25 protein-coding genes and 1 pseudogene are annotated in these 23,816 nt (G+C 69.5%); 12 read left to right on the forward strand and 14 right to left on the reverse strand.

The features are described 5' to 3' along the window. The 9 genes and pseudogenes from ABZ490_RS39325 to ABZ490_RS39365 form a co-directional block, all read right to left on the reverse strand. A pseudogene (locus ABZ490_RS39325) lies at window positions 1–449 on the reverse strand (DNA methylase); the annotation flags it as partial. A gap of 90 nt (window positions 450–539) precedes the next feature. Continuing rightward, window positions 540–830, reverse strand: coding sequence for a hypothetical protein (locus ABZ490_RS39330; protein WP_359001841.1), 291 nt, complete (start codon window positions 828–830; stop codon window positions 540–542). Window positions 831–847: 17 nt separating this feature from the next. Continuing rightward, a complete protein-coding gene (locus ABZ490_RS39335; RefSeq protein ID WP_359001843.1) occupies window positions 848–1,315 on the reverse strand; it encodes a hypothetical protein in 468 nt (155 codons plus the stop codon). A 204-nt stretch (window positions 1,316–1,519) separates the two neighbouring features. Continuing rightward, complete coding sequence (locus ABZ490_RS39340) at window positions 1,520–3,646, reverse strand: ATP-binding protein (protein ID WP_359001845.1); 2,127 nt, start codon at window positions 3,644–3,646, stop codon at window positions 1,520–1,522. Between the two features lie 108 nt (window positions 3,647–3,754). Then, entirely contained in the window at window positions 3,755–4,072 is a 318-nt protein-coding gene (locus ABZ490_RS39345; RefSeq protein WP_359001847.1) for a hypothetical protein, read from the reverse strand. Between the two features lie 2 nt (window positions 4,073–4,074). Continuing rightward, window positions 4,075–4,257, reverse strand: coding sequence for a hypothetical protein (locus ABZ490_RS39350; protein ID WP_359001849.1), 183 nt, complete (start codon window positions 4,255–4,257; stop codon window positions 4,075–4,077). Continuing rightward, window positions 4,257–5,324, reverse strand: a complete 1,068-nt coding sequence (locus ABZ490_RS39355) for a conjugal transfer protein (protein ID WP_359002000.1) — start codon at window positions 5,322–5,324, stop codon at window positions 4,257–4,259. Before ABZ490_RS39355 ends, ABZ490_RS39350 begins: the two co-directional genes overlap by 1 nt. Before the next feature lie 62 nt (window positions 5,325–5,386). Then, on the reverse strand, window positions 5,387–5,656 hold the full coding sequence (locus ABZ490_RS39360; protein WP_359001851.1) for a DUF6284 family protein: 270 nt from the start codon (window positions 5,654–5,656) through the stop codon (window positions 5,387–5,389). A gap of 209 nt (window positions 5,657–5,865) precedes the next feature. After that, the gene (locus ABZ490_RS39365; protein ID WP_359001853.1) at window positions 5,866–6,249 is read right to left on the reverse strand and encodes an RNase adapter RapZ; all 384 of its coding nucleotides are present in this window, start codon (window positions 6,247–6,249) and stop codon (window positions 5,866–5,868) included. A 567-nt stretch (window positions 6,250–6,816) separates the two neighbouring features. Here ABZ490_RS39365 and ABZ490_RS39370 point away from each other — a divergent pair. Further along, a complete protein-coding gene (locus ABZ490_RS39370) occupies window positions 6,817–7,575 on the forward strand; it encodes a GntR family transcriptional regulator (RefSeq protein WP_359001855.1) in 759 nt (252 codons plus the stop codon). Window positions 7,576–7,677: 102 nt separating this feature from the next. Then, window positions 7,678–8,250 carry an ATP-binding protein gene (locus tag ABZ490_RS39375; RefSeq protein ID WP_359001857.1) on the forward strand — a complete coding sequence of 191 codons (573 nt, stop codon included), beginning with the start codon at window positions 7,678–7,680 and terminating at the stop codon, window positions 8,248–8,250. Window positions 8,251–8,318: 68 nt separating this feature from the next. On the opposite strand, the gene ABZ490_RS39380 is transcribed toward ABZ490_RS39375, so the two are convergent. Next, a complete protein-coding gene (locus tag ABZ490_RS39380; RefSeq protein WP_359001858.1) occupies window positions 8,319–10,193 on the reverse strand; it encodes a hypothetical protein in 1,875 nt (624 codons plus the stop codon). A gap of 1,592 nt (window positions 10,194–11,785) precedes the next feature. Between ABZ490_RS39380 and ABZ490_RS39385 the strand changes: the two genes are divergently transcribed. The 4 genes from ABZ490_RS39385 to ABZ490_RS39400 all read left to right on the forward strand — a co-directional run bounded on the left by ABZ490_RS39385 (window position 11,786) and on the right by ABZ490_RS39400 (window position 15,146). Continuing rightward, on the forward strand, window positions 11,786–12,043 hold the full coding sequence (locus ABZ490_RS39385; RefSeq protein WP_359001860.1) for a hypothetical protein: 258 nt from the start codon (window positions 11,786–11,788) through the stop codon (window positions 12,041–12,043). A 2-nt stretch (window positions 12,044–12,045) separates the two neighbouring features. Beyond that, the gene (locus tag ABZ490_RS39390) at window positions 12,046–13,539 is read left to right on the forward strand and encodes a hypothetical protein (protein ID WP_359001862.1); all 1,494 of its coding nucleotides are present in this window, start codon (window positions 12,046–12,048) and stop codon (window positions 13,537–13,539) included. 101 nt (window positions 13,540–13,640) lie between these two features. Further along, on the forward strand, window positions 13,641–14,558 hold the full coding sequence (gene htpX / locus ABZ490_RS39395; protein ID WP_359001866.1) for a zinc metalloprotease HtpX: 918 nt from the start codon (window positions 13,641–13,643) through the stop codon (window positions 14,556–14,558). A gap of 3 nt (window positions 14,559–14,561) precedes the next feature. Next, on the forward strand, window positions 14,562–15,146 hold the full coding sequence (locus tag ABZ490_RS39400; RefSeq protein ID WP_359001868.1) for a hypothetical protein: 585 nt from the start codon (window positions 14,562–14,564) through the stop codon (window positions 15,144–15,146). A gap of 14 nt (window positions 15,147–15,160) precedes the next feature. Here the strand turns inward: ABZ490_RS39400 and ABZ490_RS39405 are convergent, their stop codons facing one another. Next, complete coding sequence (locus tag ABZ490_RS39405; protein ID WP_359001870.1) at window positions 15,161–15,415, reverse strand: hypothetical protein; 255 nt, start codon at window positions 15,413–15,415, stop codon at window positions 15,161–15,163. Window positions 15,416–15,481: 66 nt separating this feature from the next. Further along, window positions 15,482–16,837 (reverse strand): DUF2252 domain-containing protein, encoded by a 1,356-nt coding sequence (locus tag ABZ490_RS39410; RefSeq protein ID WP_359001872.1) that lies wholly within the window; start codon window positions 16,835–16,837, stop codon window positions 15,482–15,484. A gap of 196 nt (window positions 16,838–17,033) precedes the next feature. On the opposite strand from ABZ490_RS39410, the gene ABZ490_RS39415 reads away from it, so the two are divergent. Then, complete coding sequence (locus ABZ490_RS39415; protein ID WP_359001874.1) at window positions 17,034–18,218, forward strand: winged helix DNA-binding domain-containing protein; 1,185 nt, start codon at window positions 17,034–17,036, stop codon at window positions 18,216–18,218. A 60-nt stretch (window positions 18,219–18,278) separates the two neighbouring features. Here the strand turns inward: ABZ490_RS39415 and ABZ490_RS39420 are convergent, their stop codons facing one another. Further along, entirely contained in the window at window positions 18,279–18,593 is a 315-nt protein-coding gene (locus ABZ490_RS39420) for a hypothetical protein (protein WP_359001876.1), read from the reverse strand. Between the two features lie 240 nt (window positions 18,594–18,833). Between ABZ490_RS39420 and ABZ490_RS39425 the strand changes: the two genes are divergently transcribed. The 3 genes from ABZ490_RS39425 to ABZ490_RS39435 all read left to right on the forward strand — a co-directional run bounded on the left by ABZ490_RS39425 (window position 18,834) and on the right by ABZ490_RS39435 (window position 20,895). Next, window positions 18,834–19,193, forward strand: coding sequence for an arsenate reductase family protein (locus ABZ490_RS39425; RefSeq protein WP_359001878.1), 360 nt, complete (start codon window positions 18,834–18,836; stop codon window positions 19,191–19,193). 66 nt (window positions 19,194–19,259) lie between these two features. Continuing rightward, complete coding sequence (locus ABZ490_RS39430) at window positions 19,260–20,087, forward strand: hypothetical protein (protein WP_359001880.1); 828 nt, start codon at window positions 19,260–19,262, stop codon at window positions 20,085–20,087. A gap of 121 nt (window positions 20,088–20,208) precedes the next feature. Continuing rightward, window positions 20,209–20,895, forward strand: a complete 687-nt coding sequence (locus ABZ490_RS39435; protein WP_359001882.1) for a hypothetical protein — start codon at window positions 20,209–20,211, stop codon at window positions 20,893–20,895. Window positions 20,896–20,898: 3 nt separating this feature from the next. Here ABZ490_RS39435 and ABZ490_RS39440 read toward each other — a convergent pair whose 3' ends face one another. Next, entirely contained in the window at window positions 20,899–21,789 is an 891-nt protein-coding gene (locus ABZ490_RS39440; RefSeq protein ID WP_359001884.1) for an alpha/beta fold hydrolase, read from the reverse strand. 89 nt (window positions 21,790–21,878) lie between these two features. On the opposite strand from ABZ490_RS39440, the gene ABZ490_RS39445 reads away from it, so the two are divergent. Next, window positions 21,879–22,328, forward strand: a complete 450-nt coding sequence (locus ABZ490_RS39445) for a MarR family transcriptional regulator (protein ID WP_359001886.1) — start codon at window positions 21,879–21,881, stop codon at window positions 22,326–22,328. A 183-nt stretch (window positions 22,329–22,511) separates the two neighbouring features. Then, a complete protein-coding gene (gene glnII, locus ABZ490_RS39450; RefSeq protein ID WP_359001888.1) occupies window positions 22,512–23,543 on the forward strand; it encodes a glutamine synthetase in 1,032 nt (343 codons plus the stop codon). The last annotated feature ends 273 nt before the right edge of the window (window positions 23,544–23,816 follow it).

Raw genomic sequence — 23,816 nt, forward strand, 5'->3', positions numbered from 1 at the left:
GCGAGGCCGAACTGTTCCCCGCACAGCCGGATGTCCTTGCGGACCTCGGAGCCGGGCACGTTCTCCATCACGTACGGCCGTCCCGTGGCCTCCAGAGCCGCACGGGTGGGGACGATGAGCCGGGGGTAGGTCCGGCCGATCGCCGCGTTGCGGGCGGCGTTCGTGCCCTTGGTCGGGGCACCTTCGCCCTGGCACGGCGGGGACGCGTGGATGAGGTCGAACTCATGGCCATGGGCGCGGATGAACTCGATCGCGTCGCCCTGGTGGAAGGCGTCGCCCCGGTAGTCCGGCTGGGCTTCCTTGTCGACGCCGGTGATGTGGCAGTTGTCGAACGCGCGCCGGTAGCCCTCGGTGGCGCCGCCGATGCAGCAGTAGGCGTCGAGCACTCGGATGGGTTCGATCCGGGAGAGTAAGGCGAGGGCTCGCAGGATGGGGGCGGGTTGCTGCATGCTGGATGACCTCCACAGGTCAGTTGGTGGCAGGTGGACAAGGGCAGCCCCGCATTCATTGGCGTGAGGCAGGGGCTGCCCTTGGCGTAGCTAGAAGGGCGGTTCGTCGCTGTAGCCAACGGGGGCCCACGGGTCGCGGGCGCTGTCACGGCGGCGGAGCCACCGGGGGCGGCGCGGGAGCGGGAGCAGGGTGACGGCCCACGGCGTCCAGCAGGAGCAGAACTCCCACTCGGTGCCGGCCCATTCGCCGGTCTCGTAGTCGCCGTAGTCGTGCTCGATACCGCCGACGCCCTCACAGGTGCGGCAGTCGGGGCGGGGCGTGTCGGTCAGGATCAGCGCGTTGCGGGGCAGCGCAGTGAGCCAGATACGCAGCCTGAGCATGGGTGTTGTTCTCCTTCTCAGCCGTAGAACTTGTTGCGCTTGATGACGGCCTTGCGGATGTTGACCGTGGTCCCGCCGTCGTGCCGGTTGCTGCTGAAGACCTGTACGGCGATCCATCCGCCGAAGACGACGGCGGCGAGCGTGATGAGCTGGGTGATGAGCGCGGTGAGCGCGGTGATGAACGTGGTCAGCAGCAGCAGTCCGCCGCACACGGCGAGGAACCCGACGCCCCCGAGGGCGACGTTCACCGCCGCCCGCGACACGACCGGCTTGGCGACGACCGGTTCGGGCTGCATGGGGGTGACGGCGTAGCCGGTGACGACGCGGCCGTCCGGCAGGACGACGCTCGCGACTGTCGACACGCCGTGCGGCTGGACGGGAACGAGGGGCGCCGCGTACGGGGCCACGGCGGGGGCGAGGGGGGTTGGGTGGTGGACTTCAGGGGCCCGTACGACGGGCGTCCGGTCGGTGTGCTCGGGGTACATGTGGAATCCCTTCCGGTGCTCGGTTGGGGAGGCAGACACACCCCCTGCCGGGGGCGCTGTGGAGGGGGTTTCAGGGGGCTGAGCTGGGGTGCCTCCCCGCCTCCCCGAAACGGTGTTTTCGCTGATCACCGCGGGGGAGGCGGGTTGGGGAGGCGGTTGGGGAGTTCTCCCCGCCTCCCCCGGGCGGGAGGGTGCGCCTCCCCGCTACTGGGAGGCGGAAGCGGAACCCTCGGCGTCGCGCTCGGCGAGCGCTTGGGCGACGTCGTCACGGCGGACGGTCATGCGGCCGTGCGACTTGTACGCCTCGACGCCGGCCGCCTCCAGCACGCCGGTGAGGTCGGTGAAGGCCCACCCGCCGTAGGTGTCCTCGCTGAGGATCGCGAGCCGCTTGACGATGTCCTGTGTCAGCACCCGCTTTTCGTCGCCGAGCACGGCGAGGATGTCGGCGAGCGCGTCACGGTCCTCGCTCCGCTTGACCGCGTGCAGGGTGGTGACGCCGTTGCGGAGAGCCTTGGCGCGGTCGGTGATGGCCTTGGCGTCGTCGTCGCCGATGAAGTGCGTGCGCACGGTGATGGACGACTGGCCCTTGGGGATCTCGATCCCGTCGGACGCCACGACCAGGGTTCCCTTGTCCAGACCCTGGCGCAGCAGGTGCGGGGCGGCGCCGCCGTTGACGGCTTTCTCGCCGAGGGCCATGACGGCCTGTGCCTCGGTGCCCAGCGCGAGCGAGGCCCGGGTGTGCGCGCCCTCGCGGACCAGCTTGGGCAGGTTCTGGTCGGTGGGGTCCTGCGTCCCCTCGTACATGAGCACGTCGACCACGCGGCCCTGGTTGTGGACCTTGCGCACGGCCATGAAGTAGCGGGAGGTGGCCTTGGAGCCGCCGTAGGGGCGCTTTTCGTCGTCCACGGCCGGGCACATGAACGCCACCTGCGCTTCGTCCACGATGCCGATCAGCGGCTCGAACACGATGGTGGGGTCTGCCTGGCGTGCGGCGATGCGGCGGTTCATCTCCTCGACGAGACTCTCGACCATCTCGGTCGCCTCGATCACGTGCTCGTCGGTGGGGCCCTGGATGAGCACGGTGGCGAGGCCGTCGAACATGGCCCAGTCGCCGGCGCCCTTGAGGTCGGCGATCCGGAACTCCACCCGCCGGTCCAGGGACGCCCACAGGGCGAGGGAGCGCAGGGCGGCGGTCTTGCCCTGGTTGGACAGGCCCGTGATGAGCAGGTGCCGCTGATACAGGCTCAGGGAGGCGGCGTCGCCGCGCAGGTCCTGCCCCCACGGCGCGCGCCCCTTGGCGTAGTCGGCGGTCAGGGTCTCGTCGGTGACCAGCGGGGACGGTCCGATCGGCTCGTCCAGCGCGCCGGAGTCGGCGATCCACAGCCGCACCGTGCGCGCCGCTTCCGGGATGGTGATGAACACCTCGTGCTCGTGCCGGGTGAGGTTCTCGGCAAGCTTCCGGCGCTTGCCCTGAACCTCGTTCGTGGCCACCCCGGACGGAAGCGTGACGTCCACCTCCACCCCGCATCCTGCGATCCGGATCGGACCGAGCATGGAGGCGCCGGCGTCGCCCATCTCCTTGATGGCGCGGGCCAGGGCGGGCACGCCGAGGTCGCGCAAGGCCTTGACCACGATGGACGGGGTGATCGGCTCGCCCTCGCTGCTGCGGGCGTTGGCCGGGAGGGCCCATGCGGGGGCGGCGTGCTGCTTGCGGCCGACCGACCACAGGGCGAGCAGCGCGAGGAACGGGCCGATGGTGAGCGCCGGACCCCACACGATCTGAACGATGCGGATCAGCAGCGCGATGAAGTCGATGGTCGCGGACAGGGGCGTGATGACGTCCCGTACCTCGCCCGTGTTGACCGCCATGACCACACCGAGGGCGACCAGCACACCGACGCCCATACCGGCACCGACCCCGACGCCCTTGGCCGCGTCCACGGGCGAGTGGAGCAGGTCCATGCGGCGGTGGTGGCGGGCCGCGCGGAAGCGCGTCAGACGCTCCTCCCACTCCTCCGCCGCTTCCAGGTTCCCCGCGGCTTCCGCCGCGCGGATCATGCGCTCGTAGCGGGCGCCGGTCTTGCCGTCCCAGGTGCGGCGGGCCACGATCCGCCCCCCGTTGAACGTGTAGGACGAGTGCCGGGCCAGCGCCCGGGCCGTCGCCCTGGTCTTCTCATGCGTGACGGCCGTCTTCACCGCGCGCCCGGAGCGCACCCACAGCGGGGCGGGCAGGGCTGGCGGGGCGTCGGGCACGACGGTGAGCACCGTGGGCGCCGTCTGGTCGGCCGGGGGGTCGGTGGGCTTGTGGAGGTGAACGACGTTCTCAGACATGCTGGAAGTGCTCCTGACTGCCCCTTTCGGGGCGGGAGTGAGGGAGTGCCGGGGTGGCCGGGTCCGTGGAAAGAGCGGCCACCCCGGCGTGCGAGGCAAGTGGGCTGGTCACCACCAGCCGGAGGACTTCTTGGCGGCCTTGGCGCGGGCCGCCTCCGTGATGAGGCGTTGACGCTCGCCGTACAGGGCGGTCAGCTCGGCGTTCAGCCGCAGCTCGGCGGCGGAGCCGGTGGTGTCCATGCGCTGCTCGGCACGGCCCGCACTGCGGCCCCGGCTGATCTGGTAGGCGCCACCGGCCAGGGCGCGGGCCATGGCACGGCGCTCACTGCCGTTCAGCGGCCACCACTCACCCCGGCGGACCGCCTCCAGCTTCTTCGCGGTCTTCTCGATCTCACGGTCAAGGCGACGGATCTCGGACTTGGACACGGTCAGCTCGCTTTCGGCCTGCGGCGGCGGTTGGGGGTGGCCATCGGGCCGGTGGGGGAATCACCGGGCCGGACCCCCGCGCGCCCCCACGTGCCCGGCGACTTGCCGGCGGGGTTGATCGGGCCGGGGTCCGGGCGGGTGATCTCGTCGTCCTTGCGCGGGGTCTTGTCCCGCCACATCCCCATCAGACGACCCTCGCTTCCAGCTCGGGGCCGGTCGCGGCGCGCTCGGCGAGCAGGGCGTCACGCAGCATCCGCGCGTTCGCCGGCGAGGTGCGCAGGGCCCGGCGGATGCCCTCCCCGGTCACCTCCGCGTCCGCCAGACCGGCCGTCGCTTTGCGTGCTTCCGCCATGAGCTGGTCGGGGGTGCGGCGGGTGCGGGTCGACTTGGCGGCGACCGGGACACGGCCCGTCGCCCGACGCGGCCCCATCGACGCAGCCGGCACCGAACGGGCAGGCGCCGGGGCGATCGGCACCGGCTTTACGATCGGGGCGACGGCGGGCATCGGCTTCATACCGCCGCCCGACTTGCCGAGGTCGACAGGCACCGGAGCGGGCACCGCAAGCCGCGTCAGGACGACCGTGGCCGGGGTCGATACCGGCAGGTCAGAGGTAGACCGTTCTCGACTGATTCCGGTCGATTCCTCCGCATTTGCGACCGGGGAGGGATCGAGGGGCGCCGTGCCGAACATCGAGGCGAGGGCCGCGTCCGCGCCGCCGGTGATCCGGGTGCGCTGAACGTCCAGCAGCCTCGATCCCAGGGCGACGTCCCCGACCCCGACCTTGCGGGCGAGGCGCCACGACGTCCGATCGGACCGCTTCCGCACCCGGTTCACCGGGTGGTGGGCGGCGCGGGCCCGGTGGTAGGCGAGGGCCTGCACGATGTCGGCGGTGCGCCGCTCGTGCTCGGCGTCACGCCCGTCGGTGTGGACCACGATCCGGCGGGCCAGGAACGCCATGCCCTCCGCCGAGACGGACATGCCCAGCGGGGTCAGCGCGTAGACGACCGTGCGGCCCGGGTCCGGCGCGGCCATCGCGGCCATGACGGACGCGGCGGCCGGCAGCACCCACAGCCCCGCCCGCACGACGAGAGGCGAGGACTGGCCCAGCATGGTCAGCCCCAGCAGGACCAGGGCCAGCACGGCCGTCGCACCCTCACCGGCACCGAGCGCACCGAGCGCGGTCCCGGAGCCGTAGGCATGGCCGATGTTGCTGTAGGTGCCGATACCGCCGACCACACCCGTCGCCAGCATCGGCACGAACGCGGCCGACAGCACACCCTTCTGTACGGTCGTGAGTTCCTGCGTCGGGGCGCTCACGCCGCACCACCCGGCACGATCGCGCCGGCCGTGCGGTTGGCCAGGTCGCGGCGGGCGGCGAGGACCCGGTTGCGGGCCCGGCGGATGCGGCGCGTGTCGACGTCGTTCGCGGGGTGGTCCATGGCCTTGATCTGCGCGTCCAGCAGGACGACCTCCGCGAGGATCAGCGGGGACTCCTGCTCGATCGCGTCCAGCTCCGCATCCGTCGGTTCGATCCAGTCGGCGAATGCGGTAACAGCGTCCTGAACAGTGACGATGTTCTTCATTGGGTCGTGTTCTCCCTGGTAGGTGAACGGCCCGAACAGCGGTCCCGGTGTTCCCGCACCGGGGCCGCGCGCCGTTGAGAAGGGGATGCGCCGCACACCAGGTGTGCGGCGGGCCGCGCGAGGGGCGGCCGGTGCCCCGGGCCGGTTCCGATCCGGCTCCGTCACGGCCCCCGCCGGGAGGGCGGCGGGTCCGGGGCTGTGAGGTGCGTTCAGCGCTGGACGACGGCCTTGTCCATGTCACGGTGGCGGACGGTGACCGTGTGGCCGGCGGTGGTCAGCCGGTAGGCGAGGGCGCGGGCGAAGGTGGGGGCCCGGTGGCGTCCGCCGGCGCATCCGTCGGCGACCGTCACGGTTCCGGCGCTGGGGCCGGCGGCGAACGCGGTCACCGCAGCAGCGGTCGCCTCCACCAGCTCGGCGATGCCGGGCGTGCTCATCACAGCGGCCCGGACGGGCGCGTCGTCGGCGGTCATGTACCGCAGCTCCGGCGACACGTGCGGGTCGCGGAAGTGGTGACGCAGGTCGATCGTGAGATGCGCCGCCGGGGGCGCGTCGTGCAGGTAACCGAACGAGACGATCTCGACAGTCGCGGTCATGCGGACTCCAGGAAACGAGAAGGGGTGTTCCGGCTCCCCTCGGCGCCGCACGTACGAGACGTGCAGCGGAGGCAACCGGCCACCGCACGGAAGCGGCGGAAGTCGGGGTTGCGCAGGCCTGAGCCGCGCCGGACACCTTTTCCGGGAGGTGGCGGCCCGTACTGTGCGATATGGATCCGTGCCTCAGTCCCGCTCCTCCGAGGAATCGCATCTCGGTCTCGTCGCGCGGCGTGCGTGCCCTTGGACAGATCCGTTCTTTTGAGTCGGCACGTGTCCCTGACGGGAGATGACCGACTGGTCTCCGCTCACCTCGGCCGGCATGGTCACGGCCGTCACGTCTGTGGCGGATCACTCTTTTGAGTTGTCGGAGCAGCCCAAAGAGGGACCCTCTGGGCGTTGGCGCAACCCCCGGTTCACATCCGCTTTGCACATAGATGTGCCGAGGTTCAGCGACCGCCGCTCCTCGAAGCGACCGGCGGGCACATGCCTAAGGTTCCCTAGGGTTCCCTTCGGTGTCAAGCGGTAGGCTAGGGAACCTCAGGGAAGTGACGACAGAGAGCAGGCGACATGGCAGGCCAGGCCGACAATCGGGCCCCGTACGCGAAGATTGCCGCCCACTACACGGAGGCGATTACCTCTGGTCAGCTAGAGCCAGGAACACTCTTGCCGAGCATCAAGAACCTCGCGGAAGAGTGGAAAGTGAGCACCGCGACGGCCGAAAAGGCCCTGCGCAAGCTGCGCAACGAGGGCCTTGTGAGAGGGATCCACGGCATCGGGACGGAGGTTCTAGACCAGCCAGCCCCGATGTCTTCGGGCGCTCAGCGCCAGGATCGAGGGCGCCGTACCGGGTCCAGTTGGGGCGCAGGTGAAAGGTCCGACTCGCATCAGGCCGGCGTGGTGCCCGCACCCCCAGAGGTGGCCCAGGCGCTGGACATCAAGCCCGGCTCCGACGTGATCCGCCGAAGTCGGGTCTACCGAGACCGGCACGGCATCGTGGCCCACAGCACGTCATGGATTCCCACGCGGTATGGGAAGTTGATTCCCCAACTGGCGTTGAGTGAGCGGCTGACGGGTGGAACCTCACTCCAGCTCATCGCGCAGGTGACCGGCAATCCGATCAGCCATCGCGTCGACACGGCTTCGGCGCGCCTGCTGACGTCGGAGTACGCCCGGCTCTTGGAGCTGGACCCCGCACGTCCGCCGACGGAACCGGTGGTCGTGATGACGGCCAAGTTTGTGGACAGTGAGGGAAACGTCGTGGAATACGGCGTGGACCTCGGGGGCCCTGGCCGCACGTGGCGCACAGAATCAGAGGTGACCCCGTGACGGTCTTAGACGACACGTTCGCGAGCGTGCACGAAGAAGCACCTAGGGTCACTCCCTACGGCCCACAGGGCCTACGCAACCACCGTTGAAGCCGAAGCGGAGATGGCCCTCATCTCCCAGATCGTGACGAGACCGATGTCATCACGTCCACCGTTCTGCGTCCTTATGGCCGGACTTCCTGGGTCCGGCAAGACCACCCTTTCCCGTGCTCTGACGGATCGTGGTTTCATCCGCCTCTGCCCAGATGAAGAGATGTACCGCCGACACGGCGTCTACGGAGTCGACTTCCCGAGAGGGACGTTCCCCACCCTGGAACGGCCGGTACTCGAAGACGTAGCGGTTGAACTTACGGGACACCTCAAGGCCGGGCATGACGTCGTCGTCGATCATGGCTTCTGGACCCCGGACGACCGGGCCAAGTGGCGTGCTATCGCCACCGACGCCGGCGCCACCCCCATCCTGATTTACCTAGCTGCCAGCCATGAAGAACTCTGGGCGAGGATCAGCAAACGCAACGACTTCCACGCAGACGACCCAAACTCCATCTACTTCTCAGAGAGCGATCTCCAGCGGTATCGAAGCCGGTTTTTCCCGCCTGAAGCGGACGAACCGCACCTCCTCTTCCTGGGTGAGCCAGCGGCGGTGATCGCGGCCATGGAAGACATCAACCCCTGACGTGCTGGGGGTTCAAGTGCAGGTCAGCGCTGCCGCCTTTTCATTACCCGGCCACTGGCGGGTTGATTCTATGTGCCGGACAGGGGGCCATACAGAAAAGACTTTGGGGTTGAGGCTATGTAGGAATTCTTTTCCCACTCGCTCCCTCGTTCGGCCAGATCATCCATGGTGTCGGAAATATCTCTACCGTCAAATGACTGGTCGATGGCAACCCCAATTAGGCCGCCCGCCAGCTTCTGGGAGAATGCGCTAACACTGACAAGAGCTTCTTCGGTGACCGGTCCGCCATGCGTTAGAGCGTTTCTTGTCTTTTCGAGCCTCTCCATTGCGCGATCCCACCTCCCAATCAGCAGTTTCCGGGAATGATTTAGGCGCGCACAGTTCGAGTAATCTCGCTCAAGAGATCGAAGCTTATATCCTGCGAGTTGCCTTTCGGGGTAGAGCTCCGACAGCTCATGAAGACAATCGAGAGCGGCTTCCCCGTCGGAGTAAAGCAAGCCATCCTCGTTCCAGAATACCCTTTCCCGCACTCGATCAATAATAGATTGGGCCCGAGCGTCTACAAAATTCGAGGATCCGTAGGTGGCATCATGCAAGACTTCATGGAGCTTCCAGAGCAGGTCTTTCCGAATCCAACGATTCTTAAAAGTCCGGTTGCAGAATTGCACCCAGTCCGTGTCCGACGTATAGGAGGAAAGCGATTCAATCAGTCGTACATTTGCGAGAATTGCAGATGCGGCATCGTATTCCTTGACCTTGTCCCATAGGTTCAGATATTCGAGTAGGTCCTGTAGCACCCTGGAATCTAGGGATAGACAGGCCGCCACTCTTGGTGCCGCAAGATTGATCCCGTGCGCCAATGGATCTAGCTGAAATGAAGTTACAGGCATTCTGCCAGACCTTGAAAATACCTGACTTACGACTCTTCCATCCATGATGTGGATTTGTGAGCCGCCCTCATTCCAGGTTCCCCTCAGGCCACTGGCCCTCTGGGATGCAGCCAAGATCACCGTCATGGCCTGTTTGCGGGCTAGGCTCGCTGCGTCCGTAGTGGCTCTTGTTCCGAGGTCCACTCGGACCATTACGAAGTCCTCCTCTTCCTCGGGAAACATATGCTTATAGTCTGACGACGCACTGTTGAGTTCAGCGGGGAAGATCGGGTTGTCGGGGCTCATGTCGCGCAGGGTGGGACCGTGGAATAGCTGGACAGGGCCAACGTCGACTATTGCGTTCGTCAGCCGTGCCGGTGTGTAGATGAGCCAAACAACGTGGTGCGCTACACGAGGTGACCGACCTACAATTCGCGCGCACAGTTGCTCGCGCTCCCTATTGTCGAGTGTTGCGGTCTTCCTGACGCGGTCCCGCACTCTGGTCGGGAATTCTGAGACGTCTTCCCCCAGTAGGACTTTTACCTGGTAAACCGATTGAAGTTCGTTTGAAAGGATCCCTTTCAAGAGCGAGTTTAGCTCTCGGCGATTATATTCCCCCGCCTTGGCCGTGTCCCAAAATTCATCTCGCAACTTTGCAATCTTAAGCATCGAGTATTCTGGACGCTTGCACGCTCGCAGAAAATCTTGCCAACAGGCCAAGCTGGCTTGCGGCGATCGCAAGATTTCCAGCAATTCCTGAAGGGACTTTCGTATGTTGTCGCGCTTCGGATTAGCGGAATCCTTGAGGCATTCCTGGATGCTGCTGGTGATGTTGTCTCGAGTCGGTCTAATGAGTTCTCGAAGTGAAGTTCCTATGTTGTCGAGACAGTAGTTCAGGTCCCTGATCGAGCAACTCCATGCGGCATAATGAAAGCGATGCACATATCGACGCTCATCATTTACCCAAGCCAGCATTTCGGATGCTGCGGAGTAGAGACTCAAAGTGTCGGCGCCGCTCCAGCGTTCCGTTTCTTTTCCGAGGCACTCTGCCGCGAAATCGAGGCTGGTGGGCATCTGAGGCAACGATGAATCCATGCGAACCACTATGGCAGGGGGACTGCGTGTACGCCTAGACTGTGTCAAGTTTGGGCAGCGCCAAGCTGACCTCAAGCGGTCCCCCCGGGTGCGGTGCATGGAGTGAACCGACCAAACGGGTGCGGGGAGCGCGTCTGCCCGGAATGTGGAACGCTGGCACAACGTGTTGATTGTCGTGCACTCGATCGATTTGGATCGTACGGAGTCAGAGCCTGCCAAGACTGGGCCGTCTTCCACTGCGTTTCCCCGTGGGTTGCGGAAGACGACGACCTCACGGTGATGCCCCTACACTTATCGAACGCAGGTTCGCATGCGGCGTCCGGAGAGGCGTGCGAGGAACGGGCGGGCCCATTCCCCTAGGCGTTCCCCAGCAACGGCAGGGAAAATCCGCAGCAGTCAATTCTCACTAACATGACGGCGCCAGGGTTCGAGCCTGGGGCTGCGCAAGACCATCCACGTGGTGTAGCCGTTCGATGCCGTTGTACATCGCCGAAGCAGCGCCGTTCTCGTTTGGTTCGGCCGCGAGACACCGTCCTTCCCCCTAAGTGGTGACTGGCCGCCAAGCTATTTCCTAGGCCGCCTCAGGTGCCCCACCAAGCATCTGGGGCGGTCATCACCGGTTAGCATTTCAGATGCGCTGAGATGTGAGTCCTTTGGTCGCTATCCGTGTAGATCCAAAACTCGACATCCGATTCATATTGCTGCGACGTGCCACAGGCTTGATTGAATGGATAATCAACCCGCCCTGGGCTCACCCTCCCAAACCCAGGGCTGGAGAAGTCATGCATCTCCTCGGCCCATTGAGATCCATTGATGCCTTTAAAGCCGAAACCTCTAGCCTTTTTGTGTGGATCGTCGTAGCGGACGCTTAGATAAACAAGCTCTCCCTTATCGTAAGTTGACCACTTCTTGATGCTCGGTGGAGACTCTGGCTCTGATCGGATGGCGAACCACAATGCAATCAATGTAGCCCCCGTCCCCACCGCAGCAATGATGACGCCCCATTTCACCCAGGACGTGTCCTTGGCAGGCGCTTCCAATGGCGTAAGCCTTTCGACATACGAGGCGTGGACAAGCGGCTTGACGGTACGCAAAAGAAGGCGGTTAGCCGAGGTGCCACGCCCGAGGAGACGCCGTCGTAGTGGTGTCGGCGGGCTGGAGCTGGCGAATTAGCCTCGCTCGGTCAGCAGGCAGCCGAACCGCGGAAGGCTGTGCGCGACGCTCAGACACCGACCACCAGGTGATGACACAACCTCGTCCGCCAAGCCGACTGCACCCGGACACCGGGTGCAGCCCACAGCCGCACTCTCTAAGCCGTCCCTGGGCCGTCCCTGGGCCGTCCGGGGACGGCCAACGACTATCAACAACGACAGACAACGACGACGTTCCTGCTAGTCAGAACGATGACCTGAGCAAGGCTCCAAAGTAGCGGCGTCGCATCGTCACTTCTTCGACGTGTGATCGAGCCGCTGTCGTAGGCCGGCGCCCCCGTTTCCTGTTTCTCAGGGCGGGGGCGCCGTCGTATGGTTTCTGGCACTGCTGTTCGAGACCAGGCAACGGGGGATACGGGGATGTCCGAACCGGACGACGACCGGCGCGAGTTCGACATCAAGTGGGCCGACCGGGCCGAGCACAAGGAGCCCTCGGCGCGGGCCCGGATGCTGGCGGCCCGCTGGAAGGAGAACCCACCGGAGCCGGTGCCGTTCCGGGGCGAACCGGAGCACGTGGGGCCGCGCCGGTCGTCGTGGCGGTCGACGGTGATCGTGCTGGGGTGCGTGGCGGCGGTGATCCTGCTGCTGGGGTACACACGGTTCCAGGCGCCGTACTAGACATGACCACGTTCAGCAACAGCGGGGGCTGGGAAGCTGCGGCGGTCCGGCTGGCGCACGGGGAGCCGGTCGGCGCGGTGCTGCCCGATGACGATCCGGGGGCCTGGATCGCGTTCGACGCGGGCGTCCGGCAGAGCGTGTGGCAGCAGGACGACGGCGTGTGGGTGCACCCCTGGGCCGTCACCGAGGGCGGACGGGCCGTTCTCGCCGTCCTGCGCCACCACCGGGCGCGCGGACTGACCGCCGTCCTGCGGCGCGCGAAACCCCTCACCGAACTCACCGGGTCACAGCTCGCGCTCGCGCTGTGCCACTGGGACGGCAGGAACCGGCAGGCGGCCCTCGAACAGGCCACCGCCCACCCCGAGTTGCTGCCGCTGGTGGCGCTGCGCAGTGCCGACTGGGCCCCGCAGGTGCGCGAGCCCGCCCGGCTGCTGCTGGCGCAGGCGCTCGACGCGCCGACCGCCGTACGGCTGATGCCCCTGATCCTGCGCCTCGGGCGCCGCGGGCGCGGGGCGTTCGCCACCGATCTCGCGGACCGGCTGCTGCGCACCGCGCCGTCCGGGATCCTCGCCCCGCTCTACACCGACCCCGACCGTGCCGTACGGCGGTACGCCTACCGGCTCGCGGTCGATGAGCGGCTCCTCTCCCCCGCCGAGCTCGCCCGGACCGCCGCCCGCGACCCCGACACCGTCATCCGGAATCTCTGTGCCGATGCCGCGCTGGCCGCCATGGTCGACGGCGGCGAGCACGACGGTGTGGTGGACGCGCTGCTCGGGGCGCGTGGGTCGCGGGTGCGGGCCGCCGGGGTCACCGCGTTGCGGCGGGCCGGACGGAGCGGGCGGGCCGTGGGGTTCCTGGCGGACCGGTCGGGGGTGGTGCGGGCCTGTGCGCGGTACGTCGTACGGCAGGGCGGGGGCGATCCGCTGCCCTGGTACCGGGAGCGGTGCGCCGAGCCCGAGGGGCTGCCGCCGGGGGCCGTGATCGGGCTCGCGGAGTGCGGGGAGCGGGCCGACGCCGAGGTGCTGTGGGCGCTGCTCGGGCATCCGGCCGCGGGCGTGCGGGCCCGGGCGGTCGCCGGGCTGCGGGCCCTGGACGTGACGGACGTACGACGGCTGTGGCCGTTGCTGGACGATCCGGCGCCCGGGGTGGTGCGGGAGGTGACCGCCGCGCTGCTGCCGTCGGCGGGGGCCGTGCCCGAGGAGGAGCTGACGGAGCGGCTCACCGGTGGGCGGCCCCGGCAGGTCCGGGTGGCCGCGTTCCGGCTGCTGGACGCGCGGGGCGGGGTCGTACGGCTGCGGGCCGCGGTCACGGCGCTCGACGACCCGGACGACAGGATCCGGCAGTGGGCCCGCCAGTCCGTGCAGGGCTGGCACGCGACGGCGGACGTGCCGCGCGAGGCGGCGGCGGAGGTGGGTGAGCTGCTGGACCGGTCGCGGCATCTGTTCAGTGCCTACGCGCTGACCCGCAGAAAATGGGAGGCAGGGGTCCCAACCTGAGCCTTTGCTGCTCCTAGGCCTGATCGGGAGCGCTTCATGGGAGTGCGCGGGTGCACACTGGCTGTGGGGGCGAGTGCCTGACTGCCTGCGGGGTGATGCAGATGCGGAGCCGTTTCCGGAGCGACCGGGGGCTGACCGTGCGAATGACGGTCACCATGTTTCTGCTGGGGCTGCTGTACGTGGCGTTCGTCGCCGCGCTGATCGTGTTGCTGAAGTCGTGGCTGCTGGTGGTCGTGCTGGTGGCGGCCATGTTCGTGGCGCAGTTCTGGTTCTCCGACCGGATCGCGATGTTCGCCATGCGCGGGCGGGTCGTGGAGCGCGAGGAGTATCCCGAGCTGCACGCCGTGGTGGACCGGCTGTGCGCCCTGTCCGACATGCCGAAGCCGGTCGTCGCCGTGTCCGACCTGGACATGCCGAACGCGTTCGCCACCGGGCGCAATCCCGACAACGCGGTGGTGTGCGTGACGACCGGGCTGCTGCGCCGGCTGGAGCCGGCCGAGCTGGAGGGCGTCCTCGCGCACGAGCTGTCGCACGTGGCGCACAAGGACGTCGCCGTGATCACGATCGCCTCGTTCCTCGGTGTGATCGCCGGTCTGATCGTGCGGTTCGCGTTCTACTCGCAGCTGTTCGGCGGGCGCCGGGACCAGAACACCGCCGTGGTCTTCGCGGCCGTGATGGGGGTGTCGGCGGCCGTGTACGCGCTCAGCTTCCTGCTGATCAGGGCACTGTCCCGGTACCGGGAGCTGGCCGCGGACCGGGCGGCGGCGCTGCTGACCGGGCGGCCCTCGGCGCTGGCCTCCGCGCTCACCAAGGTCTCCGGGGACATCGCCCGGATCCCCACCAAGGACCTGCGCACGGCCCAGGCCTTCAACGCCTTCTACTTCACCCCGGCGACCGGCAAGGAGCCCGGCATCGAACGCTACTTCTCCACCCACCCGAGCCTTGAGCAGCGGCTCGACCAGCTGGGGCGGATCTCCGCCGAGCTGGGTGAGGCGGCCACCCCCGGGAAGGCAGGCTGACGCATGGGGCTGCTCGACATCCTGCTCGGCCGGAGCAAGCCGGTCGTGCCCGACCTCGATCAGATGTTCGCGCTGCCTTCGGCGGCGATCACGCTCGAGGCGGCGGCCGGTTTCACCCCGACCGGGCAGGGCGCCGTCTGTTTCGCGACCGTGGAGGGCTCGGCCTTCGAACAGACGCACCGCGAGGTCCAGGCCCTGCTGGACGCCGACACCGAGCGCACCGGCCCCCCGGTCCAGCTCCTGCGCGACGACTTCGGCTACTCCTGGCTCCTCTCCCACCGCTCCCCCGACGACCTCTCCGCCCTGGTCAACGACCTGCACGCGGTCAACAGCGCCATGGAGATCAACGGTTTCGGCCCCCAGCTGCTCTGCTCCCTGGCCGCCTTCGAGAACCCCTCGGGGCGGTCGCTCGCGCTCGTGTACCTCTACAAGCGGGGCACGTTCTACCCGTTCGCGCCGCTGCCCGGGCGGGGGCAGCGGCGCGACAACGCGCTGGAGCTCCAGGTGAAGGCCGTCCTGGCGAACGACCTGCGGGTCGAGCAGGACCTCAGCCGCTGGTTCCCGGTGTGGGGCGCCCCCGGCCTGTGAGTCGCCGGTCCTGCCTACTTGCCGCGCTCGCGCTCGTAGCGGCGCTCCCACTTGGTCTGGAGGTCGCGGCGGGCGCGGTAGGCCTTGTAGGTGGTCGGGGCGGGGCCCGGGGCCGGGGTGGGAGGCGCGGCCGACGACGAGGAGCCGGTCGTGTCCCTGCCGTACTGGACGTAGACGTAGAGCAGGGCGACGGCGGCCAGCCAGTAGAGGGGGTTTCCGAATCCCAGGACGACCAGGACGAAGGTCCCGGTGATGATGACGGTGCCCATGTCGTCCAGCGTAGGGAGACCGTCACGTACCGTGCATCCCGTTTTTCGCACGCCGTCGGTGGCGTCTCATACGTCGGGGGCCGCCGTGACCACGCCCGCCGCGATGGCCGCGCACAGGGACGCGTGGTCGGTGGTGGTCCGGTCGGCGTAGGCCTCGGCGAAGTCGGCGATCGCGTGGTCGAAGGTGTCGCCGGTGCCGAGGTAGCCGGCGAGGGCGATCCGGTCGCCGGAGCGGGCGTGGGCCCGGGCCAGGGCGGTGCCGCAGAGCCGGGCGTACGCCGTGAGGCCGGCGGGGGCCATGCCGGCGACGTCGGCGGAGCCCTTCATGTCCCGCAGCTGGCGCCAGTAGTAGGCGCGGCCCTGGGGTCCGGTCATCCAGCCGAGGAAGATGTCGCTGGCCGCCTGGAGCAGTCGTTGTCCGGCGACGACCCGGTGGCCGGCGTGGGGGTGGGGGTGGGGCTCGCTCGGCAGATGGGCCTCCAGGACGGAGGCGCGGGCCTCCTTGATCTGGAGGAACAGAGGGTCGTCGGCGTCCCGCCCGGTCAGCAGGACGATGAAGCAGCGCAGGCCGACGCTGCCGACGCCGACGACCTTGCGGGCGGCGTCGACGTAGCGGTAGCGGTCGAGGAGCAGCCGGCGTTCCTCGGAGAGGGTGGAGCGGTAGTCGCTGAAGATCTTGCGCAGGGCGGCCGAGTCGGAGACGCCGGCGGGTTCGAGGAGCGGCGGGTCGTGGACGATGCGGTGGTGTCCGTCGACGAGTTCGGTGAGTTTGCCGAGGGCCTGGAGGCTGGTGCGGCGGCGGGCCCGGGTGAGGCTGGCCTCGGCACGCCGGCGGTGGCGGGCGGAGCGCAGCAGGGGCAGCAGGCTGTCGGCGTCGATGCGTTCGTACCAGACGTCCAGCTCACCGAGCCGGGCCAGGCGCAGCATCGCGGTGCGGTAGGCGGCGACGGCCGCGACGGTGGCGGCGCGCGCCCGGGGCCCGGTGTGGCCGTTCTCGCGGGCGGCGACGGTGACGGAGGCGGCGAGGCGCTGCACGTCCCATTCGAAGGGGCCGGGGAACGTCTCGTCGAAGTCGTTCAGATCGAACAGCAGGGTCCGCTCCGGGGAGGCGTACACCCCGAAGTTGAGCAGGTGGGCGTCCCCGCAGAGCTGGACGGTGAGTCCGGTGTGCGGCCGGGCGGCCAGGTCGGCGGCCATCACGGCGGCGGCGCCGCGCAGGAAGGCGAAGGGCGAGGCGGCCATCCGCCCGTAGCGGACGGGCAGCAGTTCGGGCAGCCGGTCGCGGCCCTGCCGTTCGAGCACGACGACGGGGTCGGGCCGGTCGACCGGGGGCAGCCAGTCGGCGTGCGCGGAGCGGGGGACCCGCTTGCGGGCCTCCTTGCCGCGCCGGGCGCGCTCCTCGGGGGTGCCGGGGGCGCTCATGTTCCTCGTCTCCGCACCACGCCGGCCTCCTGTCTCGAACACACCGCCGTCACGCCCTTGTTCGCAGTGAAGAGCGGGGGGCGCGGGCGCGCATGCCGGGTCGGGCGAACGGGTGACGCGCGGCGCGGGACGCGGTTGTCGGTGGTGTCGGGGAGGATGCAGGCAGGGACCGGTGACGACGGGGCGGTGGTCGGGGATGGGTGAGGGCATGCGGTACGTCGACGGGGCGGAGCGCAGGGCCCGGCTGGCGCTGCGGCACCGGCTGACCGCGGCGGGGCGGGCGGCGACGCCCGAGGCGGTGGCCGCTTCCCTCGTCGCCCTGCACGGGACGGATCCGGCGACGGTGTATCTCGCGGTCGGGGCGCGGCTCTCGGATCGGGCGGGGCCGGTGCCGGCGACGGAGCGGGCGCTGTACGAGGACCGGACGCTGGTGCGGATGCACGGCATGCGGGACACGGTGTTCGTGTTCCCGACGGAGCTGACGGCCGTGGTGCACGCCTCGACCGGTCTCGCGGTCGCCGCCCGGGCGCGGGCCGCCCTGGTGGCCGACATGGCGAAGGCGGGTGCCCCGGACGCGGCCTGGCTGAAGGAGGTCGAGGAGTCGGCGCTGGCCGCGCTGGGGCGGCTGGAGCAGGCGACGGCGGCCGAGCTGGCGCGGGAGGAGCCGCGGCTGCGGGAGCAGTGGGTGTACGCGGCGGGGAAGAGCTACGAGGGGGTCCACACCCTCTCGACCCGGCTGCTGCGGCTGCTGGGGGTGGAGGGGAAGGTGGTCCGGGGTCGCCCGTTGGGCTCCTGGACGTCCAGCCAGTTCCGCTGGGCCCTCGCCCCGGCCCATGCCGAGCTGGACCCCCCGCAGGCGCAGACGGAGCTGCTGCGGCGCTGGCTGACGGTGTGCGGTCCGGCCACCGAGGCGGATCTGAAGTGGTGGACGGGGTGGAAGGTGACCGATGTCCGGCGGGCGCTGAAGGCGATGGGCGCGCGGGCGGTGACGGTCGACGAGGGCACGGGGTACGTCGTCGAGGGGGACGCCGGTCCGGTGGCGGCGCCCGAGGAGCCCTGGGCGGCCCTGCTGCCGGCGCTCGATCCCACGGCGATGGGCTGGCAGGGCCGGGACTGGTATCTGGCGCCGGAGCTGCGGCCCGCCCTGTTCGACCGGAGCGGCAACATCGGGCCGACGGTGTGGTGGAACGGCCGGGTGGTGGGGGCCTGGGCCCAGCGGGCGGACGGGGAGATCGTCTGGCGGTTCCTCACCGGGGAGGGGACCGGCCGGGACGCGCGGGCCGCGGTGGCCGCCGAGGCGGAGCGGCTGGGCGGCCTGCTGGGCGGGGCCCGGGTGACGCCCCGGTTCCGGACGCCGGTGGAGAAGGAACTGGCGGGATGAGGTGACGGGCGGGATGAGGGACGCCGGGTGCCGTGCCACGGACGGCACCCGGCACCCGGCTCACCGGTTGTAGCGCAGGTAGGCCCTGACCATGTGGCACGTGGTGTCCGACGGCGGGTGGACGCCGATCAGCTCCGCCGTGCTGCGGATCTTCTCGTTGCGGGCCTGGTTCGGCAGGTAGACGCCGAGGTCGAGCAGCGCGATGGCGAGGCGCATCGCCTTGAGCCGGCGGTTGTGCGCCACGTACCACTCCCGGGGCCGCCCGGCCGGCAACGGCCGCTTCGCCACGGGCACATAGGGCAGGTCGAGCTGGACGGAACGCGTCGCGGTGGACTGGGTCGGCAGCGGCTTCGGCTTCAGTGCGGCAGCGGGCACGAACATCCTCCTGTCGCGGTCGGAACCCCGCCGGGATCTCCGGCGGAACTCTCGAACACTGCATCCAGTCTACTGCCCCCCACTGACATTCAGCAGTCCGTCATCTGCGTCAAATGCGCAGGTGAACAAGGAAATTGGCGTGGTGTCACACCAGGTTCACGAGGTACGCGAGAGACGCCAAGTATTCGAACAGAGCTGTCGCCCGGGCACCCCCTGCGGCGGGCCGTTACCGTGGGCCCCATGGAGATCTGGATCAACCCGGCCTGCTCGAAGTGCCGCAGCGCGCTGACGCTGCTCGACGCGGAGGGCGCCGACTACACCGTCCGCCGGTATCTGCAGGAGGTGCCGAGCGAGGACGAGATCAGGGACGTGCTGGACCGGCTCGGCCTGGAGCCGTGGGACATCACCCGGACCCAGGAGGCGGTGGCCAAGGAGCTGGGGCTGAAGGAGTGGGCGCGGGACGCGGCCTCGCGCGAGCGCTGGATCGCGGCGCTCGCCGGGCACCCCAAGCTGATCCAGCGGCCGATCATCACGGCCGACGACGGCACGGCGGTGGTGGCGCGCACGGACGAGGCCGTACGGGACGCTCTGTCCCGTTAGTCGGCTGGGCGACGGTTCGTCCGGCGGCGGGATCCGGGGGCCGAACCGCTGTTACCCTCCGCGGCCATGGCCCTCGGTGATCAAGGAAATCCGTACGTCCCCGTCGACCCCTACGCCGAGTTCATGGCGCGGGAGGAACGAATACGGCGGTGCCGGCGGACACGGCGGGCGGTGGGGGCCGGGGCGGGCGTCCTGCTCCTCGGCGCGATCGCCGCCGGTGCGGCGAATGTCGGGGACGGGGACGGGGAGCGGTCCTCGGCGGCCCGGGCCACGCCCGCCTCGGACACAGGAGCTCCGGGCGCCGGAGCCGTGCCGTCCGTCGGCGTCGCCCTTCCCTCCGACGTGCCCGGCTCCCTCCCGTCCCTGCTCTCGCGGCCGGTGATCCGGCCCGAGCAGGCCTTCCCGGCCACGATCGTCCGGCTCCCGGACGGCTCCCGGTACAGCCGGGTGGATCTGGCCACCACCACCGACTGCGCCCGGGGCATGTCCCCCGATCTGGCCCGGCTGATCGAGCAGGGCGGGCAGTGCTCGCGGCTGACGGCGGGGCTGTTCACGGACGCCGACCGGCTCTCGCAGATCACGGTCACCGTGCTGAGCTTCGCCCGGGTCGAGGACGCATCACGGGTGTTCATGATGGCGTCGATGGACCCGGTGACGTACCAGGTCGTCTCCCTGGACCCGCCCCCCGGGGCGGGGCTGCCGACGGTGCCGCCGGGTTCGGCCGGGGTCTTCCGCCGGCTGATGACGGTCCGCTCGGTGGTGTTCGCCAACGGGCAGTGGGGGGACGGGAAGGAGACCCGGGAGGCCGAACTCACGGCCCAGACAGAGGGGTTGCTCCAGCACGTCGACGACACGGTCGTGGCGTACGAGGAGGGGCGGACGGGGAACGGCTGAGGACTCCCCCGGCGACCGTGTGACGCGCGCCACTCCGATCGACTTCCGCGACCCCTGAGTAACTTCGTTCGGGATCTCGTACATAGCGGCGTACGCTCCCCTAGCCCTTCAGGAGGCGCGCATGTCGCGCAGGAGAACACTCGGCACGAAGAAGACGATCGCCCTGCTCGTCGGGGCGGCGGCGGTGGCGGGCGGCGGGGCCTTCGCCATGGCGGGCAGCTCGAACGCCTCGCAGACACCGCAGACCCTGTCCGCCGCGAACTCGACGGTCTGCCAGGGACTCGCCACCGCCCTCGGCAACAACCAGAAGTTCATCGACGGCCAGCGGGCCGCCCCGGACGCGCAGTCGGCGGCCCGGATCGCCAACCGCGAGGCGGTCATCGCGCAGATCAAGGTCCAGCAGAAGGCGTCGGGATGCACCGTTGGGGAGTCGGCTCAGGACTCCCAGGCGGCGCAGCCGGCCCAGCCTTCCCAGGCGGCCACGACCCCCGCGGCGAACACCGGGAACACGGGCAACACCGGCAACGCGGGCGCCGGCAACGGCGGTGCCGCGGCCTCCGGTCAGCAGGTCTGCAAGGGCTCGACCGTCACCCTCTCGGGAGAGGGCGGCGCGCCGGCCGCGTCCAGCAACCAGTTCCCGGCGGGGACGAAGCTGAAGGTCACCAACCTCGACAACAACAAGTCCATCACCGTCCAGGTGACCTCGGTCTCCGGCAGCTGTGCGCTGCTGAACAACGCCGCTTTCGAGCAGGTCCGTGAGCCCGGCAAGTTCCTGATCCGCCGGGCCGTGATCGAGAAGGTGGGGTGAGGTTCAGACGCCGAGAAACGAACTGAGGCGGCGGCCCATTCCGGAGGGCGCGGCGACCGGCAGCTGATGGTGGGACACGTCCGGCAGGACGACGGTCTCCACGTACGGCAGCACGTCACCCGCCCGGGCCGCCACCTCGTACGGGGTGGGGGTCCCCCCGCTCGAGCGAAGCCGAGAGTGGGGGCGGGTCCTGCTGTTCGCGGCCACGAGCAGCAGGACCCGCGTACGCAGGGCCCGCAGCGCCTCGGGTGCCGGACGCGGGCCGGTCACCGGCCGCCCCGCGGGGAAGCCGGCGGCGGCCTCCTGGAGCCGCAGCCAGTCGGGGTCCATGACCGCTCCCCCGCTCTCCCAGTCCAGGAAGGCCCGCACCCGGCGCGGGGTGGGCCGCAGCAGCATCGGCAGGGCGCGCAGCAGATACGCCGTCTCGAACCCGGCGAAGCACTGGGTCGGGTCGAGGAGGAACAGACGGCGTACGCGTTCGGGCGCGCGCAGGGCGTGGTGCAGGGCGATCCAGCCGCCGTAGGAGTGCCCGCCCAGGTCCACCGGCACGTCGGGACCGATCCCCAGCCCCGCCAGCACCGCGTCCAGCCAGTCCCCCAGATCGTCGACGGTCCGCGCCCCGCGCGCCCCGGTGCGTCCCGCCGCGCCGATCAGGTCGACGGCGTACACCCGCCGGCTCCGGGCGAGGTCGGCCGCCTGGGCGCACCAGGACGCGGAGGTCGCCCCGCCGCCCCCGGGCAGGAGCAGCAGCGGGGGTGCGTCCCGCGGTCCGCAGACGTTGACGTACGTCTCGCCGAACGGCGTGGGGACGGTGACCGCCTCCCGGTCGGCGGGCCACCGGGCGAGGACCGTGTCGTAGGCGGCCCGGAAGACGTCGTCGTCATAGCTCCCCACGCACTCCACTCCCCCTGTACTCCGTTTCCCCTATTATCTCGCTCAGCAAGATACTTGCCGGGCGAGACGAAGACCGCAAGGGGGCACGGGTGCCGACCGAGGAACCGGAGCTGGAGACCGTCCATCTGCTGCGCGCGGCGGCCGTCGAACTCGGGCTGCACAGCGCGCGGTTCGCGAGCCGCAACGGTATGCATCCGACGGACGTACGGGCCCTGATCGTCCTCATGGACGCGCGGCGGGCGGGCGAGGAGACGACGGCGGGGCGGCTCGGTGCGGCGCTCGGGCTGAACTCGGCGGGGACGACGGCCCTGGTGGACCGGCTGGAGCGGGCGGGTCATGTCCGCCGGGTGCGCGGTGCCGGCGACCGGCGCACGGTCGTGATCGAGGTGGACGAGCGCGCGGTGGCCCTGGGGCAGGCGTTCTTCGGCCCCCTCATCGGCCAGGTGGTGGAGCTGCTGCAGGGCTACGACGAGCGGGAGCGGGCGGCGATCCGGGGGTTCCTGGAGGGGGTGCGGAGGGCGGCGGCAGCGGCCGACTGAGCCCTCACCTGGTGACCCGTACCACAGAACCACCAGGTAACACGGGGTTCACATTCGAGCAATGACCGGGAAATCGCCTGTTGACAAGCTGCCGGTCAACACCGACGGCGCCCCAGTGCCGCAGCGCCGCAGCAGCAACAGCACCCGCAAGTGCGTCAGAGACACCCCCGAAGGAAGTGGCCCGTGACCTTCAAGGCTGAGTACATCTGGATCGACGGCACCCAGCCGACGGCGAAGCTCCGTTCCAAGACGAAGATCATCACGGGTGAGCCCGTCGGTCTGGACGAACTGCCGATCTGGGGCTTCGACGGGTCCTCCACGAACCAGGCCGAGGGTCACGCCTCGGACCGCGTGCTCAAGCCGGTCTTCGTCTGCCCCGACCCGATCCGCGGCGGCGACGACATCCTCGTCATGTGTGAGGTCCTCGACATCGACATGACGCCGCACGAGTCCAACACCCGTGCCGCGCTCGCCGAGGTCGAGGCGAAGTACGGCTCGCAGGAGCCCATCTTCGGCATCGAGCAGGAGTACACGTTCTTCCAGGACGGTTACCCGCTCGGCTTCCCCAAGGGCGGCTTCCCGGCCCCGCAGGGCGGCTACTACTGCGGTGTCGGCGCCGACGAGATCTTCGGCCGTGAGGTCGTCGAGGCCCACCTGGAGAACTGCCTGGCCGCCGGTCTCGGCATCTCCGGCATCAACGCCGAGGTCATGCCCGGCCAGTGGGAGTTCCAGGTCGGCCCGCTCGCCCCGCTCGAGGTCTCGGACCAGCTGTGGGTCGCCCGCTGGCTGCTCTACCGCACCGCCGAGGACTTCGGCATCTCCGCCACCCTCGACCCCAAGCCGGTCAAGGGCGACTGGAACGGCGCGGGCGCGCACACCAACTTCTCCACCAAGGCGATGCGCGAGGGCTACGACGCGATCATCACCGCCTGCGAGTCGCTCGGTGAGGGCTCCAAGCCGCTCGACCACGTCAAGCACTACGGCGCCGGCATCGACGACCGTCTGACCGGTCTTCATGAGACCGCCCCGTGGAACGAGTACTCCTACGGTGTCTCCAACCGCGGCGCCTCGGTCCGTATCCCGTGGCAGGTCGAGAAGGACGGCAAGGGCTACATCGAGGACCGCCGCCCGAACGCCAACGTCGACCCCTACACGGTGACCCGCCTCCTCGTCGACACCTGCTGCGCCGCCCTGGAGAAGGCCGGCCAGGTCTGATCCGTCCCACGGCTTCGTGAAGGGGCGCCCCGCCGGTCCGGCGGGGCGCCCCTTCCGCGTCTCCCGCCCGTGACGTCAACGGCGCGTCAAGGAAAGCGTCCAAGCTGTGAGAGGAGGCTCCTGTTGCGGGCGTGTGTCTGCTTCAATGGGGGCATGGCCAGCTTCCAGAAGTACACCGCGACGGGTCGCCATGACCTCGAGCCCTTCTGGCCTTCCCGTCAGCACCACGACTTCGACCGGGTGTGTTGCCGCGCGACGAACGCGCCGGCCCTC

It is taken from the genome of Streptomyces sp. NPDC005811 (genome assembly GCF_040630405.1).
GTDB lineage: Bacteria > Actinomycetota > Actinomycetes > Streptomycetales > Streptomycetaceae > Streptomyces.

Bases quoted from the DNA above. Each gene is read 5' to 3' on its own strand.
- ABZ490_RS39435 (WP_359001882.1), top strand. From the start codon at position 20,209: ATGTCGCGCAGGAGAACACTCGGCACGAAGAAGACGATCGCCCTGCTC.
- ABZ490_RS39370 (WP_359001855.1), top strand. From the start codon at position 6,817: ATGGCAGGCCAGGCCGACAATCGGGCCCCGTACGCGAAGATTGCCGCC.
- ABZ490_RS39415 (WP_359001874.1), top strand. From the start codon at position 17,034: ATGGGTGAGGGCATGCGGTACGTCGACGGGGCGGAGCGCAGGGCCCGG.
- ABZ490_RS39335 (WP_359001843.1), bottom strand. From the start codon at position 1,315: ATGTACCCCGAGCACACCGACCGGACGCCCGTCGTACGGGCCCCTGAA.
- ABZ490_RS39405 (WP_359001870.1), bottom strand. From the start codon at position 15,415: ATGGGCACCGTCATCATCACCGGGACCTTCGTCCTGGTCGTCCTGGGA.
- ABZ490_RS39360 (WP_359001851.1), bottom strand. From the start codon at position 5,656: ATGAAGAACATCGTCACTGTTCAGGACGCTGTTACCGCATTCGCCGAC.
- ABZ490_RS39425 (WP_359001878.1), top strand. From the start codon at position 18,834: ATGGAGATCTGGATCAACCCGGCCTGCTCGAAGTGCCGCAGCGCGCTG.
- ABZ490_RS39380 (WP_359001858.1), bottom strand. From the start codon at position 10,193: ATGCCCACCAGCCTCGATTTCGCGGCAGAGTGCCTCGGAAAAGAAACG.
- ABZ490_RS39430 (WP_359001880.1), top strand. From the start codon at position 19,260: ATGGCCCTCGGTGATCAAGGAAATCCGTACGTCCCCGTCGACCCCTAC.
- ABZ490_RS39365 (WP_359001853.1), bottom strand. From the start codon at position 6,249: ATGACCGCGACTGTCGAGATCGTCTCGTTCGGTTACCTGCACGACGCG.
- ABZ490_RS39330 (WP_359001841.1), bottom strand. From the start codon at position 830: ATGCTCAGGCTGCGTATCTGGCTCACTGCGCTGCCCCGCAACGCGCTG.
- ABZ490_RS39340 (WP_359001845.1), bottom strand. From the start codon at position 3,646: ATGTCTGAGAACGTCGTTCACCTCCACAAGCCCACCGACCCCCCGGCC.
- ABZ490_RS39355 (WP_359002000.1), bottom strand. From the start codon at position 5,324: ATGCTGGCGACGGGTGTGGTCGGCGGTATCGGCACCTACAGCAACATC.
- ABZ490_RS39375 (WP_359001857.1), top strand. From the start codon at position 7,678: ATGGCCCTCATCTCCCAGATCGTGACGAGACCGATGTCATCACGTCCA.
- ABZ490_RS39350 (WP_359001849.1), bottom strand. From the start codon at position 4,257: ATGGGGATGTGGCGGGACAAGACCCCGCGCAAGGACGACGAGATCACC.
- htpX (WP_359001866.1), top strand. From the start codon at position 13,641: ATGCGGAGCCGTTTCCGGAGCGACCGGGGGCTGACCGTGCGAATGACG.
- ABZ490_RS39410 (WP_359001872.1), bottom strand. From the start codon at position 16,837: ATGAGCGCCCCCGGCACCCCCGAGGAGCGCGCCCGGCGCGGCAAGGAG.
- ABZ490_RS39385 (WP_359001860.1), top strand. From the start codon at position 11,786: ATGTCCGAACCGGACGACGACCGGCGCGAGTTCGACATCAAGTGGGCC.
- ABZ490_RS39400 (WP_359001868.1), top strand. From the start codon at position 14,562: ATGGGGCTGCTCGACATCCTGCTCGGCCGGAGCAAGCCGGTCGTGCCC.
- ABZ490_RS39390 (WP_359001862.1), top strand. From the start codon at position 12,046: ATGACCACGTTCAGCAACAGCGGGGGCTGGGAAGCTGCGGCGGTCCGG.